20 protein-coding genes and 1 pseudogene are annotated in these 16824 nt (G+C 64.4%); 15 read left to right on the top strand and 6 right to left on the bottom strand.

The genetic code is table 11. From position 1 onward, the window contains the following. Window positions 1-5: 5 nt before the first annotated feature. The 7 genes from KEC55_RS11010 to KEC55_RS10980 all read left to right on the top strand — a co-directional run bounded on the left by KEC55_RS11010 (window position 6) and on the right by KEC55_RS10980 (window position 6157). Window positions 6-638, top strand: coding sequence for an L-threonylcarbamoyladenylate synthase (locus tag KEC55_RS11010; protein WP_176047446.1), 633 nt, complete (start codon window positions 6-8; stop codon window positions 636-638). Between the two features lie 47 nt (window positions 639-685). Then, window positions 686-1348, top strand: a complete 663-nt coding sequence (locus tag KEC55_RS11005; RefSeq protein ID WP_282505509.1) for a site-2 protease family protein — start codon at window positions 686-688, stop codon at window positions 1346-1348. 8 nt (window positions 1349-1356) lie between these two features. Then, on the top strand, window positions 1357-2559 hold the full coding sequence (locus KEC55_RS11000) for a tryptophan--tRNA ligase (RefSeq protein WP_175906273.1): 1203 nt from the start codon (window positions 1357-1359) through the stop codon (window positions 2557-2559). An 8-nt stretch (window positions 2560-2567) separates the two neighbouring features. After that, the gene (locus tag KEC55_RS10995) at window positions 2568-3170 is read left to right on the top strand and encodes a class I SAM-dependent methyltransferase (protein ID WP_282505508.1); all 603 of its coding nucleotides are present in this window, start codon (window positions 2568-2570) and stop codon (window positions 3168-3170) included. A gap of 46 nt (window positions 3171-3216) precedes the next feature. After that, window positions 3217-4119 (top strand): 4-hydroxy-tetrahydrodipicolinate synthase, encoded by a 903-nt coding sequence (dapA, locus tag KEC55_RS10990; RefSeq protein WP_059233738.1) that lies wholly within the window; start codon window positions 3217-3219, stop codon window positions 4117-4119. A gap of 111 nt (window positions 4120-4230) precedes the next feature. Next, window positions 4231-5376 (top strand): outer membrane protein assembly factor BamC, encoded by a 1146-nt coding sequence (gene bamC, locus KEC55_RS10985; protein WP_176047443.1) that lies wholly within the window; start codon window positions 4231-4233, stop codon window positions 5374-5376. 4 nt (window positions 5377-5380) lie between these two features. Further along, window positions 5381-6157, top strand: coding sequence for an MBL fold metallo-hydrolase (locus tag KEC55_RS10980; protein WP_282505507.1), 777 nt, complete (start codon window positions 5381-5383; stop codon window positions 6155-6157). 113 nt (window positions 6158-6270) lie between these two features. On the opposite strand, the gene KEC55_RS10975 is transcribed toward KEC55_RS10980, so the two are convergent. The 3 genes and pseudogenes from KEC55_RS10975 to KEC55_RS10970 all read right to left on the bottom strand — a co-directional run bounded on the left by KEC55_RS10975 (window position 6271) and on the right by KEC55_RS10970 (window position 7987). Beyond that, window positions 6271-6534: a hypothetical protein gene (locus tag KEC55_RS10975; RefSeq protein ID WP_034195863.1), complete on the bottom strand. Its 264-nt coding sequence runs from the start codon at window positions 6532-6534 to the stop codon at window positions 6271-6273. Continuing rightward, window positions 6464-6710 (bottom strand): annotated as a pseudogene (locus KEC55_RS35040) (hypothetical protein). Before KEC55_RS35040 ends, KEC55_RS10975 begins: the two are co-directional and overlap by 71 nt. 56 nt (window positions 6711-6766) lie before the next feature. Further along, on the bottom strand, window positions 6767-7987 hold the full coding sequence (locus KEC55_RS10970; protein ID WP_282505506.1) for a cupin domain-containing protein: 1221 nt from the start codon (window positions 7985-7987) through the stop codon (window positions 6767-6769). Between the two features lie 32 nt (window positions 7988-8019). On the opposite strand from KEC55_RS10970, the gene KEC55_RS10965 reads away from it, so the two are divergent. Then, the gene (locus KEC55_RS10965; protein ID WP_175045517.1) at window positions 8020-8562 is read left to right on the top strand and encodes an FKBP-type peptidyl-prolyl cis-trans isomerase; all 543 of its coding nucleotides are present in this window, start codon (window positions 8020-8022) and stop codon (window positions 8560-8562) included. Here KEC55_RS10965 and KEC55_RS10960 read toward each other — a convergent pair. Together KEC55_RS10960 and mutS are read right to left on the bottom strand one after the other, a co-directional pair. After that, complete coding sequence (locus KEC55_RS10960; RefSeq protein WP_282505505.1) at window positions 8542-9810, bottom strand: hypothetical protein; 1269 nt, start codon at window positions 9808-9810, stop codon at window positions 8542-8544. The genes KEC55_RS10965 and KEC55_RS10960 overlap by 21 nt on opposite strands. Further along, entirely contained in the window at window positions 9791-12448 is a 2658-nt protein-coding gene (gene mutS, locus KEC55_RS10955) for a DNA mismatch repair protein MutS (protein WP_282505504.1), read from the bottom strand. The genes KEC55_RS10960 and mutS overlap by 20 nt, the downstream gene beginning before the upstream one ends. Before the next feature lie 581 nt (window positions 12449-13029). On the opposite strand from mutS, the gene KEC55_RS10950 reads away from it, so the two are divergent. From KEC55_RS10950 to KEC55_RS10925, 6 genes are all read left to right on the top strand, one after another. Beyond that, window positions 13030-13314 carry a hypothetical protein gene (locus tag KEC55_RS10950; protein ID WP_282505503.1) on the top strand — a complete coding sequence of 95 codons (285 nt, stop codon included), beginning with the start codon at window positions 13030-13032 and terminating at the stop codon, window positions 13312-13314. A 47-nt stretch (window positions 13315-13361) separates the two neighbouring features. After that, the gene (locus KEC55_RS10945) at window positions 13362-13571 is read left to right on the top strand and encodes a hypothetical protein (RefSeq protein ID WP_282505502.1); all 210 of its coding nucleotides are present in this window, start codon (window positions 13362-13364) and stop codon (window positions 13569-13571) included. 33 nt (window positions 13572-13604) lie between these two features. After that, complete coding sequence (gene rpsU / locus KEC55_RS10940) at window positions 13605-13817, top strand: 30S ribosomal protein S21 (protein ID WP_282505501.1); 213 nt, start codon at window positions 13605-13607, stop codon at window positions 13815-13817. Window positions 13818-14011: 194 nt separating this feature from the next. After that, window positions 14012-14248: a hypothetical protein gene (locus KEC55_RS10935; protein ID WP_282505500.1), complete on the top strand. Its 237-nt coding sequence runs from the start codon at window positions 14012-14014 to the stop codon at window positions 14246-14248. Window positions 14249-14336: 88 nt separating this feature from the next. Continuing rightward, complete coding sequence (locus tag KEC55_RS10930) at window positions 14337-14654, top strand: hypothetical protein (RefSeq protein WP_282505499.1); 318 nt, start codon at window positions 14337-14339, stop codon at window positions 14652-14654. Between the two features lie 243 nt (window positions 14655-14897). Beyond that, window positions 14898-15182 (top strand): hypothetical protein, encoded by a 285-nt coding sequence (locus KEC55_RS10925; RefSeq protein ID WP_282507515.1) that lies wholly within the window; start codon window positions 14898-14900, stop codon window positions 15180-15182. Window positions 15183-15234: 52 nt separating this feature from the next. Here the strand turns inward: KEC55_RS10925 and KEC55_RS10920 are convergent, their stop codons facing one another. Continuing rightward, on the bottom strand, window positions 15235-15474 hold the full coding sequence (locus tag KEC55_RS10920) for a hypothetical protein (protein WP_282505498.1): 240 nt from the start codon (window positions 15472-15474) through the stop codon (window positions 15235-15237). Between the two features lie 585 nt (window positions 15475-16059). Between KEC55_RS10920 and KEC55_RS10915 the strand changes: the two genes are divergently transcribed. Continuing rightward, window positions 16060-16755, top strand: coding sequence for a methyltransferase family protein (locus KEC55_RS10915; RefSeq protein ID WP_282505497.1), 696 nt, complete (start codon window positions 16060-16062; stop codon window positions 16753-16755). The last annotated feature ends 69 nt before the right edge of the window (window positions 16756-16824 follow it).

Genomic DNA, 16824 nt, shown 5'->3' with positions numbered 1-16824 from the left:
CCCCCATGTCCCAGTTCTTCAGGATTCATCCGGATAATCCGCAGCCGCGCCTGATCAAGCAGGCCGTGGACATCATCAGCAAGGGCGGCGTGATCGCGATGCCAACCGATTCGAGCTATGCGCTCGCGTGTCATCTCGACGACAAGGATGCGGTCGAACGCGTGCGCCGGATTCGCGGCCTCGACGAGAAGCAGCACCTGTCGCTGCTCGTGCGCGACCTGTCGGAGCTCGCGAACTTCGCGATGGTCGACAATCGCCAGTACCGGCAGATCAAGTCGGTGACGCCGGGTCCCTACGTGTTCATCCTGCAGGCGACGAAGGAAGTGCCGCGCCGGCTGTCGCACCCGTCGCGCAAGACGATCGGGCTGCGCGTGCCCGACCACGCGATCACGCTCGCGCTGCTGGAATCGCTCGGCCAGCCGCTGCTCGGCACGACGCTGATCCTGCCGCCGGACGACGAGCCGCTCAACGATCCCGAAGAAATCCGCACGCGGCTCGAGAAGCAGGTCGACCTCGTGATCGACGGCGGCGCGTGCCCGCGCGAACCGTCGACGGTGATCGACCTGACCGGCGACGAGCCGGAGCTCGTGCGCGCAGGGCGCGGCGCGCTGGAACCGTTCGGCCTCTCGGCCGCATGAGCGGGCCGTTCAATTTTGCGCGAGTGCGCTTGTTACAATAACGCGATATGGATGCTTCCCTGATACAGACCATCGCCGTCTACGCGCTGCCCGTGATCTTCGCGATCACGCTGCACGAGGCCGCGCACGGCTACGCCGCCCGCCTGCTCGGCGACAACACCGCCTACGTGATGGGGCGCGTGTCGTTCAACCCGATGCGCCACATCGATCCGCTCGGCACGATCGCGATCCCGCTCGTGATGTACTTCCTGACGGGCGGCGCGTTCCTGTTCGGCTATGCGAAGCCGGTGCCGGTTTCGTTCGGCAACCTGCGCAACCCGCGCTGGGGTAGCCTGTGGGTGTCGCTCGCGGGCCCGGCCTGCAACTTCGTGCAGGCGCTGGTCTGGGGCCTGCTGACCCTCGTGCTGCCCGCCGTCGGCATCGACGAGCCGTTCTTCACGCGGATGGCGCTTGCCGGCGTCAGCGCGAACCTCGTGCTCGGCGTGCTGAACCTGTTTCCGCTGCCGCCGCTCGACGGTGGCCGCATCCTGGCGGCGCTGCTGCCACCGAAGCAATCGATCGCGCTGTCGCGCATCGAGCCGTACGGTTTCATCATCGTCCTCGCGCTGGTCGCGACGGGCGTGCTGACGAACTTCTGGCTGCGCCCGCTCGTCAACGTCGGCTACGCCGTCCTGAGCGCCATCCTGTCCCCATTCGCCTCGCTTTTCTAACGACAATCATGTTCCCAGAACGTATTTTCTCCGGCATGCGACCCACCGGGTCGCTGCACCTCGGTCATTACCACGGCGTGCTGAAAAACTGGGTGAAGCTGCAGTCCGAGTACCCGTGCTTCTTCTGCGTCGTCGACTGGCATGCGCTGACGACGCACTACGAGACTCCCGAGGTCATCGAGAAGAACGTGTGGGACGTGCTGATCGACTGGCTCGCATCGGGCATCGATCCGGCGCAGGCGACGCTGTTCATCCAGAGCAAGGTGCCCGAGCACGCGGAACTCGCGCTGCTGCTCGGCATGAGCACGCCGCTCGGCTGGCTCGAACGCGTGCCGACCTACAAGGAGCAGATGGAGAAGCTGAAGGACAAGGACCTGTCGACCTACGGGTTCCTTGGCTACCCGGTGCTGATGGCGGCCGACATCCTGCTGTATCGCGGCTCGCTCGTGCCGGTCGGCGAGGATCAGGTGCCGCACGTCGAGATGACGCGCGAGATCGCGCGCCGCTTCAACTACCTGTATGGCCGTGAGCCCGGCTTCGAGGAGAAGGCGCTCGAAGCCGCGAAGAAGCTCGGCGGCAAGCGTGCGAAGCTCTATCACGAGCTGCGCAATGCGTATCAGCAGGAGGGCGACGACGAGGCGCTCGAACAGGCGCGCGCGATGCTGCAGGAATCGCAGAGCCTGTCGATGAGCGACCGCGAGCGCCTGTTCGGCTATCTCGAAGGCGCGCGCAAGATCATCCTGGTCGAGCCGCAGGCGCTGCTGACCGAGGCATCGCGGATGCCGGGCCTCGACGGGCAAAAGATGTCCAAGTCGTACGGCAACACGATCGGCCTGCGCGAAGACGCCGAGACGATCACGAAGAAGGTCCGCACGATGCCGACCGATCCCGCGCGCGTGCGCCGCACCGATCCGGGCGATCCGGACAAGTGCCCGGTGTGGCAGCTGCACCAGGTCTATACGGACGAAGCGACGCACGAGTGGGTGCAGCAGGGCTGCCGCTCGGCGGGTATCGGTTGCCTCGACTGCAAGCAGCCGGTCGTCGAAGGCATCCTGCGCGAACAGCAGCCGATGCTCGAGCGCGCGCAGAAGTACATGGACGATCCGTCGCTGCTGCGCGCGATCGTCGCGGACGGTTGCGACAAGGCGCGCAAGTACGCGACGGAAACGATGCGTGACGTGCGCGACGCGATGGGCCTGTCGTACAACTGATCCGGCGCATGAGCGAATCCGTCATTGCCGCCGCGGGCGGTCACGTCGCTCAGGCCGAGCCGTCGCGCTGGGTCGCGCAATGGTCGCGGCTCGTGCCGGCCGGCGGCGCCGTGCTCGATGTCGCCGCGGGCGGCGGCCGCCATGCGCGCTGGTTCGCGTCGCATGGGCATCCGGTCGTCGCGCTTGACCGCGATCCGGTCGCGCTGGCCGCGTTGCGCACGATTCCCGGCGTCGAGGCTCGCGCGGCCGATCTCGAAGGCGCGCCGTGGCCGCTGCCGGCCGGCGAGCGGTTTGCGGCCGTGATCGTCACGAACTACCTGCATCGTCCGCTCTGGCCCCATCTGCTCGATGCAGTGGTGCCGGGCGGCGTGCTGATCTACGAAACCTTCGCGCAAGGAAACGAAACGGTCGGAAAACCGTCCAACCCCGCGTTCCTGCTCGCCCCGGGCGAGCTGCTGGACGCCGTGCACGGCCGCCTGCGGGTGGTCGCGTACGAGGACGGTTTCGTCGCCGCGCCGCGCGAGGCGTTCGTCCAGCGTCTCTGCGCGGTGCGCGAGGGCGCGACCCCGAAGGCGGGGGCGGGAATTCCACGTTACGAACTGCCCGGCTAATCCGCTACAATCTCAACGTTTACCGGTACACATTCAATCGCGTTTCATGGCTAACGGCACCCAAGACGGCATTCAAATCCGCGGCAGCATCCCCGCGATCGTCACCCCGATGCTCGAAGACGGCAGTCTCGACCTGCCGGCGTTTCGCAAACTGATCGACTGGCACATCGCGGAAGGCACCGATGCGCTGGTCGTGGTCGGTACGAGCGGCGAGTCGGCAACGCTCAACGTCGAAGAGCACATCCTGATGATCCGCACGGCGGTCGAGCATGCGGCAAAACGCATCCCGATCATCGCGGGCGCGGGCGGCAACTCGACCGCCGAGGCGATCGAGCTGACTAAGCACGCAAAGGCGGTCGGCGCGGACGCGACGCTGCAGGTCGTGCCGTACTACAACAAGCCGACGCAGGAAGGCATGTACCGCCACTTCCGGACGATCGCCGAAGCGGTCGACCTGCCGGTGATCCTGTACAACGTGCCGGGCCGTACGGTCGCGGACATGGCGAACGAAACGACGCTGCGCCTCGCGGAAGTGCCGGGCATCATCGGCGTGAAGGAAGCGACCGGCAACATCGATCGCGCTGCGCACCTGATCAAGGCCGCACCGAAGCATTTCGCGATCTACAGCGGCGACGATCCGACCGCGATCGCGCTGATGCTGCTCGGCGGCCACGGCAACATCTCGGTGACGGCGAACGTCGCCCCGCGTGCGATGAGCGACCTGTGCCGCGCGGCGCTGGCCGGTGACGTCCAGACCGCCCGGGCGCTGCACATGAAGCTGCTGTCGCTGCACAAGAACCTGTTCATCGAGGCGAACCCGATCCCGGTGAAGTGGGCGCTGCAGGCGATGGGCAAGATGCAGGGCGGTATCCGGCTGCCGCTCACGGCGCTCGACGAGCGCTGCCACGACGCCGTGCGTTCGGCCCTCGTCGAGGCCGGCGTTCTCTGATGCCGAGGCGGCCGCGTCCTGCGGTCGCCGGCTCGACCCCTGATCAACCCGCACCGGCCGGCTCCGTCCGGCGCCGCTCCTGACGAGCGTTCTAGCAAGACGAAGGATTTCATGAAACGTTTCGCCATTTCCTCTCGCGCCATCCAGCTGTCGGTGGTGGCGCTGGCGCTGGGCGCGCTCGCTGGCTGCGATACGCTGAACGACTACCTGGCCCCCGACCGGGTCAACTACAAGAACACCGGTTCGGCGCCGCCGCTCGCGGTGCCGAGCGACCTGAAGCCGGTGCCGACGACGCAGCAGTTCGTTGCGCCGCCGAGCAACGCCGGGCTCGGTACGCTGCCGCCGCGGGTCACGACGCAGGCCGGCAACGCGACCGACGGCATCCCGAGCGCGCAGGATCCGCTCGGCATGCATATCGAGCGCGACGGCGATCGCCGCTGGCTCGTCGTCGATGGCCGGACGCCCGAGCAGCTGTGGCCGATCCTGAAGGAGTTCTGGCAGGAGAACGGCTTCTCGCTGAAGACCGATGCGCCGTCGACGGGCATCATGGCGACCGACTGGGCCGAAAACCGCGCGAACATTCCGGACGACTGGTTCCGCCGCACGATCGGCAAGGTCATCGATTTCGCCTACTCGTCGGGCACGCGCGACCGCTTCCGCACGCTCGTGAACCGCACGTCGGACGGCAATACCGACATCTCGATCACGCACAGCGCGATGGAAGAAATGATGGTCGGCCCGCAGGGCGGCACGTCGTCGCGCTGGGAAGAGCGTCCGCGCAACCCGGTGCTCGAAGCCGTCTTCCTGTCGAAGCTGATGCAGAAGTTCGGCCTGACCGACGCGCAGGCGAAGCAGTTGCTGACCGACGCGCATCCCGCGACGGCGCCGGCGCAGGTCAGCGACACGAGCGGCGGCGCGGCGACGCTGCAGCTGGCCGAGTCGTTCGATCGCGCGTGGCTGCGTGTGGGCCTGGCGCTCGACCGCACCAACTTCACGGTCGACAATCGCGACCGCGAGAAGGGCATGTATACCGTGCGCTACGCGAATACGATGGAAGAGCTCAAGCGTGACGGCCTGTTCGGCAAGCTGTTCTACGGCGGTCCGTCGGCGGCGAAGCCGGGCAAGGAATTCCTCGTCAACGTGCGCGCGCAAGGCGCCGGCGGCACGCAGGTCGCGGTGGTCGGCGCAAACGGCCAGGTCGACAACTCGTCGGACGCGCAGCGGATCATCTCGCTGCTGCACGCACAACTGAACTGAGCGCGTGCGATTCGCCAGCCTCGGAAGCGGCAGCGAAGGCAACGCGCTGGTCGTCGAGGCCTCGAGCGGCACGACGACCACCCGCGTGCTGCTCGACTGCGGCTTTTCCGCCAAGGAGGTCGAGCGCCGGCTCGGCCGACTGAATCTCGGCATCGATGATCTCGATGCGATCCTCATCACCCACGAACACAGCGACCACGTCGGCAGCGCGCTGACGCTCGCCCGTCGTGCGTCGCTGCCGCTCTACATGAGCTGGGGCACCGCGCGCGCGGTCGGCGCGGACGAGGCCGATGTCGATCTCCACGTGCTGTGGGGCGACGAGACGGCCGCGATACGCGATCTGGCCGTGATGCCCTATACGGTCCCCCACGATGCGCGGGAACCGCTCCAGTTCGTGTTCATGGATGGCTGCAGCCGGCTCGGCGTGCTGACGGACGTCGGGATGGCCACGCCGCACATTACGGCCGTCCTGAGCGGCTGTGACGCGCTGGTGCTCGAATCCAACCACGATACCGCGATGCTGGCCGCGAGCCGCTATCCGCAGTCGCTGAAGGCGCGGATCGGCGGCAACCATGGGCACCTGAGCAACGACGCGGCGGCCGACATCCTCGCGTCGCTCGAACGCAGCCGCCTCAAGCATCTGGTCGCGGCGCACCTGAGCCAGCAGAACAACCTGCCGGAACTGGCCCGCCGGGCGTTCGGCGGCGTACTGGGGACGGATGGGGAGGACGTGATCGTGGCCTCGCAGGACGCGGGCTTCGACTGGCTGATGCTCGGATGAGCGGGGCAGGGCCGCTACGGCGGCTCTGTGCGGCTGCCGGGCGATATGTACGGAAACGGCAGACGTAAAAAAACCGGCCCTCGGGCCGGTTTTTTTTCAGCTGACGCTGAGGCTTACTGGCTTGCGCCCGAAGCCGGAGCAGCCGTCGCTGCCGAAGCAGCCGACGCCACTGCAGCAGCAGCGTCGCTCGCAGCAGCCGTTGCCGACGAAGCAGCGGCAGCAGCGTCGCTCGCTGCACCAGCAACTGCCGAAGCAGCCGTCGAAGCAGCAGCAGCCGCGTCGCTTGCAGCCGACGAAGCAGCTTGATCAGCGCTCTTGTTGCAAGCAGCCAGTGCAACAGCAGCCAACAGGGAAGCTACGAGGAGGGATTTCTTCATGATCACGTCCTTTTATGGTTAAAGGTAAGCAACAGCGCGAAACAATACCGGTAATGTGCTCCAACACCGACCTGGGCCGCTGGTGGAGATGCACTTCTTAGAGCGTGAATCTTCCCTACGGCTTGGGCGGAAATTATATGCACTTTCCTATCGACCGTCGACAAATGCGGGGTCAATACGTTGTCTTTCCCATACAGAATTTGATCCGTACGGGCATACGGGGCGACTCACACTAATTCCGGTTTCCGACCCGTATCCAGCCCGCACAATACCACTCGTGCAACAAGGCTGTCATTGAGGGAACCCGGGATAGTGTTACAAACCGTTTCGCCTCCATCTGGCGTTGATTGGCCAGTTCGGGCAGCCATTCACCGGCCTGCTCGAGCGGTCCTTCCTCACCATTAATGAAGTACGAGCGCGCGTTATACATCAATGCGGCCCTTCTGTCGAGACACACGCCACGTCGTGAAGCTTGCGTGACGAACGCGGACTCGGACAACAGGCGCGCCGGCGGGTCGAAAACGACGTTCGGCTTGGGCTCGCTCAGGTAGCAACCGAGGAATTCGGCGACGTCGCGCTTGCGCCAGCGGATCGCATCGACGATCTCGGCGACACGCTCGACCATCGCCGGAGGCAATTGCGCGGGCGTATCGACGGCCGGCTGCTTCGGGTCGCGGTAGAGATCGTCGCCGCCCCCGTCGCGCAGGCCGCCGCGCTCCGCGAGATAGTACAGGAACTGGGCGCCCAGTTCACCGGCCGACGGCGCCCGGAAGCCGATCGAGCAGGTCATGCACTCGCCTTCGGCGACGCCGTCGTGCGCGATGTGCGGCGGCAGGTAAAGCATGTCGCCGGGCTCCAGCACCCATTCGTCGCTCGGCTCGAAGTTTTCGAGGATCTTCAGCGGCACGTCCGGCTGCAGCGACAGGTCCTTTTGCGCACCGACGCGCCAGCGGCGCCGGCCTTCGACCTGCAGCAGGAAGACGTCGTATGAATCGAAATGCGGGCCGACGCCGCCGCCGTCCGTCGCATACGAGATCATCAGGTCGTCCAGCCGCGCGTCGGGGATGAAGCGGAAGCGGTCGAGCAGCGCGCGCGCCGCGTCGACGTGCAGGTCGAGCCCCTGTACGAGCAGGGTCCACGCCTTGCGCGTGACGGCCGGCAGCGAGCCCGGTTCGAACGGGCCGTGCATCAGTTGCCACTTGTTACGAAAATGGGTGATCAGTCGCGATTCCGCGTCATAGTCGGCGGCAAGCTCGAACAGCGCGTCGCGCGAGACCGGTGACGCAACGCCGGGGATCGCCTGACGGATCAGCAGCGGCTTCTTCTGCCAGTAGCCGCGCATGAATTGCGCCGGCGTGAGACCGCCGAGCAGCGGTGTGGGAAGATCGGAAGGCGGCGCGCCGAGCGGGGCGGCAGCGGTATCCCGCGGTTCGGCTTGAGACCGGTTGCGCATCGTATAATGAGAGTTGTATTTGGGAGAATTGGATGAAAATCGCAAAAAACACCGTCGTGTCGGTCACTTACAAGCTGTCGGATGCACAGGGCAATCTGATCGAGGAAAGCGACGAGCCGATGGTCTATCTGCACGGCGGCTATGATGGCACGTTCCCCAAGATCGAGGAACAGCTTGACGGCCACGAGCCGGGCTACGAGGCGCAGGTTCAGCTCGAGCCGCAGGACGCGTTCGGCGACTACGATCCCGAACTCGTGAAGATCGAGCCGCGCGATCGTTTTCCCGAGCCGCTCGAAGTGGGTATGCAGTTCGAAGGCACGCCGGAAGACGGTGACGAGGAAGTCGATTCGCTGATCTATACGGTCACCGACGTCGCCGAAGACAAGGTCGTGCTCGACGGCAATCACCCGTTGGCCGGCATGGCGCTGCGTTTCGCGTTGACCGTGAAGGACGTTCGCGAAGCCACCGAAGACGAAATCGAGCATGAGCACGCGCATGGCGCGGAAGGGCTCGAAATCGTCGACGAGGACGAAGACGAAGACGGCGAAGCGCCGTCAGGGCGTACCCTGCACTGAGCTAGCAGGCAGGCCGGGCGCCGGCCCCGATGCAGGGGGCGGCACCGGCCACGACGCGCCGCCCGGGGCGGCGCCGTCACCCTGCAGCGGCGGCGCGACCGACGACGAGTCGGGCAACGCCGGCAACGCAGGGATTTCAGGCATCTGTGGCAGCGGTACGTCGTCGTGCGGCACGAGCGGCAGCGCGGGCGGCACAGGCAGGTTCTTCGGCACCTCCTGCAGGCTCACGTTGAAGATTGTCTGCCGTGACGGCGACACGCTCACCTTGACCCACTGATTCGCCGGATGGCGCGGTCCGATCGCGACGCGCGTCACGTTTCCTATCAGCTCACCATCATCGGCACGCAGCGGCCGGTCGATCAGGAAGCCGTTCAGCGGTTCGCCACTCGCGTGCATCACCAGGATCGGGCCACGGAACGTCGCCGCAGCCTTCACCAGCGTTCGTTTCAGTTCACGGAAGCCGTCGCGTACGCGCGGCCGGTTGAAACGCAGCCACGCAAAGCGTTCCGCGCGTTCATAGCGTTCGAACTGCGGATCGCCTTCGAAAATCACCACGATCGCGCGCGCTTCGCGCCGCTTCGCGTATTCGGCCGCGTGGTCGATCCAGAAACCGTTCGCGATGATGCGATCCTCGAATTCGCCGTTGCGGCCGCCGGCCGTCAGGTAGTGATTGTTCGGCGCCGGCGCGTTGAGCGCGACGTAGACGATGTCGTCGCGCATCCAGCGGGCATTCTCGCGATACGGCCGGAACCGTGCGACTTCGCTTTCCCGCGTGATCTGCAGCCCGCCGGGATCGGGCAGCGCGGAGTCGGCGAGCAGCGTCTGCCGCAGGAAGTCGAGCCGCTCGACCGGATCGTAGCCGCCGCCGGCTGCCGTGTTGCACGTCAGCCAGTCGTCGTGGCCGGGAATGAACACGAGCGGCACGCGCGCCGAATCCAGGATCGCGCCGCGCTGCGAATACAGCGCATCGCGGCACGCTTCCTTCGAACCCTTGAGATCGCCCGCATAGACGACGAAAGCGAGGTTGCGCTCGCGCGCGATCGAATCGAGCAGCCGCTGGGCGGAGGGTTCGTCCGCCGGGACGTTGATGACGCCCGACACAACCGCGAACGAGTAGGGCGCGGTGGTGCGCTTCGGCGGTGCAGCCTGCGCACCGGCCTGCGCGAGCGCAAGTAACGCCGCGACGAGCGCGGCGGCTGCGCGGGCCGGCAGGCCCGGCGAGACGCGCTTACGCGTGCCCGTCGGCATCGTGCGACCGGACCAGCGTGCGCAGTTCGTACAGCAGATCGAGCGCCTCGCGCGGCTTGAGATCGTCAGGATCGATGTCCCGCAGCTTGTCGAGCGCCGGATGCGGTGCGTCGGGTCGGGCCGGTGCATCTGCGCATTCGAGATCGTCGACGATCGCCTGCGGTGCGCTGAACAGGTCGAGTTGCGGCGTGTGCTGCGATGCCGACTGCTGTTCGAGATAGGCGAGGTGCTTGCGCGCGGCACGGATCACCGGTGCCGGGACGCCGGCGAGTTGCGCGACCTGCAGGCCGTAGCTCTGGTTCGCCGGTCCTTCGTTGACCGCGTGCAGGAACACGATGCCGTGGCCGTGTTCGACGGCCGACAGGTGGACGTTGGCCGCCTGCGGGAATTCCGCTGGCAACTGCGTCAGCTCGAAGTAGTGCGTCGCGAACAGCGTGTAGCACGCGTTGTGTGCGAGCAGGTGGCGCGCGATCGCCCACGCGAGTGCGAGGCCGTCGAACGTCGACGTGCCGCGGCCGATCTCGTCCATCAGTACGAGGCTTTGCGGCGTCGCGTCGTTGAGGATCGCCGCGGCCTCGGTCATCTCGACCATGAACGTCGAGCGGCCGCCCGCGAGATCGTCGGCTGCGCCGATGCGCGTGAAGATCCGGTCGATCGGACCGAAGCACGCCGACTTCGCCGGCACGTAGCTGCCGACGTAAGCCATCAGCGCGATCAGCGCGGTCTGCCGCATGAACGTCGACTTGCCGCCCATGTTCGGACCGGTGATCAGCAGCAGCTTGCGCTCGGTGCCGAACCGACAGTCGTTCGCGATGAACTGCTCGACCTGCGCTTCGACGACCGGGTGGCGGCCCTGTTCGATGTCGATGCCGATCTCGTCGGTGAAGGTCGGTGCGACCCAGTCGAGTGCGCGCGCGCGTTCGGCGAAGGCGGCGAGCAGGTCGAGCTCGGCGAGTGCCGACGCGACGCGCTGGCACTCGGGGATGAACGGCAGCAGCGCCTGCAGCACCGAGTCGTATAGCGCGCGCTCGCGCGCGAGCGCACGTTCCTGCGCGGAAAGCGCCTTGTCCTCGAAGGTCTTCAGTTCGGGCGTGATGTAGCGCTCGGCGTTCTTCAGCGTCTGACGGCGGCGGTAGTCGTCGGGCACCTTGTCCGTCTGGCCGCGCGTGACTTCGATGTAGAAGCCGTGCACCTTGTTGTATTCGACGCGCAGGTTCGCGATGCCGGTGCGCGTGCGTTCGCGTGCTTCGAGATCGATCAGGAACTGCCCGCAGTTCTCCGAGATGTCGCGCAGTTCGTCGAGTTCGGCATCGTAGCCGCGCGCGATCACGCCGCCGTCGCGCACCATCGCGGCCGGCTCGGGCGCAATCGAGCTGGTCAGCAGGTCGAGGCATTCGGCGGGCGGCGCGAGTGCCGCATCGACGCGCGTGAGCGCATCGGCATTCGCGACGATCGCGCTGATGCGCTCGCGCAGCGCCGGCAGCGCGGCGAACGTGTCACGCAGGCTCGACAGGTCGCGCGGGCGCGCGGACAGCAGCGCGAGACGCCCGGTGATCCGTTCGACGTCGGCGATCTGGCGCAGCGCGCTGCGCAGCGCATCGAGGCTCGCGTTCGCCGGCGCATCGAGCAGCGCGCCGATGGCCTGCTGGCGCGATTGCGCGGCAACCGACGCGCGCGGCGGGTGATGCAGCCAATGACGCAGCAGGCGGCTGCCCATCGTCGTGCAGCAGGTGTCGAGCAACGAATACAGCGTCGGCGATTCGGTGCCGCGCAGCGTCTCGGTCAGTTCGAGGTTGCGGCGCGTGGCCGGATCGAGCCCGATGTATTCGGTTTCGTTCTCCACCTTCAGGCTGCGCACGTGCCGCAGCTGCTGGCCCTGCGTCGCCGCTGCATAGAGCAGCAACGCGCCGGCCGCGCCGCATGCGCTCGTCAACGAGTGCGCGCCGAATCCGTCGAGACTCGCGACGTCGAGCTGGTCGCACAGGCGCTGCGTGCCCGATGCGATGTCGAAGTGCCAGGCCGGTACGCGCTTGCTTGCGCCCGCGCCTGCGGGCACGGCGTCGGTCGCGCCGTCCGGCGTCAGGATTTCGGCCGGCCGGATGCGTTCGAGCGCAGCTGCGAGCTGATCGGGTTCGATTTCGGCGAGCCGCAGTGCGCCGCTCGCGAGGTTCAGCCACGCGAGGCCGACATTGACCGCGACGCCGCGCTTGTTGTGGCCCGTGCACATCGCGAGCAGGTACACGTCGTTCTTGTCGGACAGCAGCGCGGCATCGGTCAGCGTGCCGGGCGTGACGACGCGCACGACCTTGCGCTCGACGGGCCCCTTCGACGTGGCGGGATCGCCGATCTGTTCGCAGATCGCGACCGATTCGCCCATCTTCACAAGCTTCGCCAGGTACTGTTCGACCGCGTGATGCGGCACGCCGGCCATCTTGATCGGCGTGCCGGCCGTCGCGCCGCGCTGCGTGAGGGTCAGGTCGAGCAGGCGTGCGGCTTTTTCCGCATCTTCGAAGAACAGCTCGTAGAAGTCGCCCATCCGGTAGAAGACAAGCGTGTCGGGATGGTCGGCCTTGATGCGCAGGTACTGCTGCATCATCGGAGTGTGGCCGGCGAAGGCGTCGGGCGACAGCGTGGTCATAGGTCAGGCATGAAGTTGTTGCTTGGGTTGCCCGAGTTTACCAGTGGCCCGACCGGGACTGCTCGAAGTTCGCCATCCGGCCAGTTGTCGGAGATCGCGGCCGGCCGCTGGCAACCTCGATCCGACGCTTGACCTGGCCGGATGGATTGTCAGCAACCCAAAGCAGGGCGAGCGCGTGCTTAACGTTCATTGACGACGGCGATCGGCATGTTCAGTGCGTCGGCTGCAATCGGCGCGGCCGTCATCCGGTCGACTAGCCACGTCGAAAGCGTCTCGATGAACGTGGGCGCAACGACATATGGTGTGCCGTAGGCGCGGTGCTGCGAGGCACTTCGTCAACCGCCTCGTCGCGGTCGAAATAAGATGGACGCCCGATCGACGAAGCGCGTATGATGGTTTCGTTCGAGCACCCGTTTGCTGTTTGACCGCTCGCCCTCCACCTGCCACCGTGTTGCGTCGCGCATTTCCTCGCTCGCAACGTTTGTCCCTTTCACCCTGACCCGTCGCGCCATGCATCAGGCGATGCTGGCTGCATACGCTCGTCCTTGCGAGTCGCCGCAATCGATCGCCAGGAGTTCACTATGAGCATGCATATCTACCGTGGATTCGAGATCTATCCACTGATTTACCCGCACGTGCCTGCGTTGGATGGCAGCCCGCATAACTACGATGCCGGCTTCGATGCAGCGGTCAAGATCTGCCTTCGCGGCACAGCCGACACGCTGACACAGAGCCAGACGTTCAGGCTTCTCGATGACGGCCCGTTCGATACCGCCGGTGACGCACGTCGTGCGTCGGTGCGCTACGCCGAGAGCGTCATCGACAACAATCGCGAAAAGCAGGGCTTCTTCTTGAACGCCCTCTAACGCGACTCGCCATGGCAACGTGACTTGCCAGCAATTGGGAGGACGAAATGATCGTCGACGAACTTCTTGATCTGATCAGACGGAGCAAGGTCACTCGGAGCGACGCAGTCCTGCCCGCTGGAATGACCAATTCTGCGCTGTGCCATCAACAAGAGCTGCAGATGTTTGCGGCTGTGCGCGCATTTTCAATTGGCGCCGGGTATTCGGAGTTCGAATCTGACGAGATAGCGAGCACCGTCATGACGCGGCTCGGCTAGTTTTCCCGTCAAACGTTTTTAAACAGGAGTTACATGACAACCGTCACGCTGAAGATCAACGAACCAATCGATGTCGCGCTGCGGCGATTCCGGCGCAGTATCGAGAAGACCGGGTTGATTCGGGAGTTGCGCAGTCGCACCAGCTACGAAAAGCCCACGACGGAGCGCAAGCGGAAAAAAGCCAGTGCCGTCTCCAGGCAGCGCCTACGGGCGAAGCGCATGCTGCCGCCCCGCAAAATGTACTAGAGAACATCGTGCACAACGTGCCGGCCGAGGGGCCCTCTGGCGTCGCCATCTCGGTCCCCGGCACGAGGTATGGCGGCCGGACGATGTGCTTGGCATGCTGGCCGGCCGCCTCGCAGCGGCGAGACTGATGATCAGTCGGCCCGTCGCGCCGTCCGGCAAGTCGGGATTAAAATCATAATCAGAAGGCGACAAGCATGAGCTGGTACTGCGACGCGGAACGCGAGTTGGCCCAGATCAGACGATCGATCGGGCTGCTTGAGCAAGCGCAACACGCCTTCATCAACCGATCGTCGGTGAACGATCCGGCGTACTGGAGAGTCAAGCTCAACAAGCTCCGCACGCAATCTAGGCGAGACAAGGTCCTGACGCTCCAAGTGGACGAGCTTTGGGCCCGCCTCGAACGCATTCAGGATTCGCGCTGCCGAAAATAGCAACTTGCTCCTTCACCCTCATCGCTTTCCGGGGGCATGCGCGTAGCATGGACAGTCCAAGGGGGCATTTGAACTTCGGAGCAACATCATGATTGACGCTAACCCAAGCAACACGTTTCGGCACCTTCCACTTTCGCCCGAGCAAGACGCGGAAATCCGGCACTATATAAAGAAGAAGGTGCAGAAGGGCGAACAATGGGACACCCCCGAGCTGGCGATGATGCTCGGAGACATGCTTTCCCCTCCGCCAAGCGACGACGACCAGCCAGATGCTACCGTTGAAGAATCGAAACTGGCCTGCGAATATGCATTGGCTTCGATCGACGAAGCCATGGAATCTGTATCCGCAAGTGAAGAACGACTCGCCGCGATGGAGGCCGAGGAAATGAAGCACCCCAGGCGGTAACGTATCCACGATGCCCGAAGCTCAAGGCACAGTAGCGCCGCCTCCCTTTTGCCTGCAGCCAAGTTGAGCGGCCAGCCATCGTTCCGTCCATTGCGTCGCATACGCAATCGGATCATCGCGCGCATCGAAACCGGCCAGCTTCACCAACCCGCCGTGGTCGCGCACCACTCGAGTCAATAACGTCATCGGCAAGGCGAACGGTTAGACCTCGTGGCGATGACAATGGAAGAAGCAGCTCTGCTCATGAAAATTGACCACCGTTCGATACCCTATTACCTGGTCCTCCGCGGTGGCTGGTCGACCTATGTGCTAAATGCAGACCGTGTCGTTCTTCGTCGTGAAGCAAGTCCGCTGTTGCGTGCCTTTGCGCGAACTCACGGCGAATTTGCAAGTATTGACGGCGTCATATGGAACACCTTCTCCGATACAGAAGGCCTGTCAGTGATCGAGCGACGGGAGACGCGGTGCTATGCGCTGGTTAAGGGAACTGAAACCGAGCATCAATTGCGATTGTTGACGACACTCTGACGTCAATGTGCGGGCGAGTCTTGTACGGTTCGACGAACGGGCAAGCTGACGTTCAGTGCGCCCAGCGCTGACCGCGCCGCTCAATCGCCGCCACGACAACATCGAGTACGTGACGGGCAACACCCTCGTCAGCCATGCCAGCATCAATGTACTGGCGAACGCTTACGATTTTTGACTGATGGGAACCGTCGTCATTGTCCACGACGAAAATACTGGCCGTTCCGGCATCAGCCATCAAGACAACCTGGATAGTCTTGCCGCACACGATCGCTTGCATGTTTGAGGAAGCCATGGCCGTGTCCGGTATGGTCATTGAGTTCCCAAGTATGCTCGCCGACAGTCGGGCAAATTCGCCTATATCCACCACGTTTCCAGTCGATTCATGGGCAATTCGTACTCCGTGAGGGTCTTTGACTTATGCGACTGGCATCTCCGAAGCATTGACTTGACCGGATCGTGATTTCGATGAGTTCCGTGCCGTTCAGTCGTAACCCTTGCGTGCTGACGGCGCCCCGCATATCAGAACGTGTGTTTGGACGTTGGACGGCGCGTTGCCGCTTCGAACCTCGCCGAGCAGCGCCGTCGTTCGGTATCGATCATGGCCGCCAGGTCTGCGGCTTTCATTCGGCCCTTTTTTAGCCAGGGATACAAGCCGCCCATTACCGCAGACGATTTCGTCCGTCTGAACAGCGCTGCGAACTGTGAAACGTTTGGCAGGCCGCGTAATCCGGTTACACGGTCCTTATATTTGCCGATGCTCTCGGGACTTACACCAATCAACCTCGCAAAACTGAAACTTAAGCAAGTTTCAGTGGTGGGAGCGTGCTAGTCTGAAACGGCAATATATATAAAAACGCAGTAAGTTCGGGGCACAAACATGAAGCAGGCCATACAGGATGCGGGGGGCGCGTGCGCGCAAAGTACGCTGGTGCCGCACGTTACAGCGGTTGCGCATGAGTCGGAGCGGATCAATCTGATCGAGCTTTGTGCTCGCGTGGCGTCGGTGACCGTGCTAGGCGTATTTGCTTATTTGATTTACATGTCGTGGCGAGCGGACCCGAGCCGGATCACGCTGATCCTGCTGCTGGTATCCGCGGTATTGACCGTCGGCATGTCGGCTTTTGCCAAATTGCCGACACGGCGTGACTGGCATCCCGTCGCGGTGTGCTTCTCTCTGGGTGGTTCGTTTTACTGCCTGACCTATCAGCTGACTGCCAGCACACAACTGATTCCGGAGTGGGCGGGGGGCGCCTGGCAAATATGCGGGATTGCGTGGCAACTGTTCGCGAAACTGTCGCTCGGGCGCTCGTTCGGTTTGCTGCCGGCGAATCGCGGCGTCGTGTCAACCGGTGCGTACCGGTTCATGCGCCACCCGATCTATGCCGGTTATCTGTTGTCCGAAATCGGTTTCCTGCTTGCAAACTTCAGTACGCGAAACCTGCTCACGATCGGCATCTGGATGCTGTTGCAGATTGGGCGAATCAGTATGGAAGAGCGGGTGCTGTCGGAAGACGCCGATTATCGTGCGTACAAGACGAAGGTTCGGTACCGGTTGATTCCCGGCGTGTTTTGACGGGAGTGCCGAAAGCGCGCGATGGCTGCGCGCCGATGAAGCACACTGGCGCGGCGGACATGCAAAAGC

This window comes from Burkholderia cepacia (assembly GCF_029962485.1).
In the GTDB taxonomy this organism is placed as follows: domain Bacteria; phylum Pseudomonadota; class Gammaproteobacteria; order Burkholderiales; family Burkholderiaceae; genus Burkholderia.
This window is presented reverse-complemented; position numbering and strand designations above follow the sequence as displayed.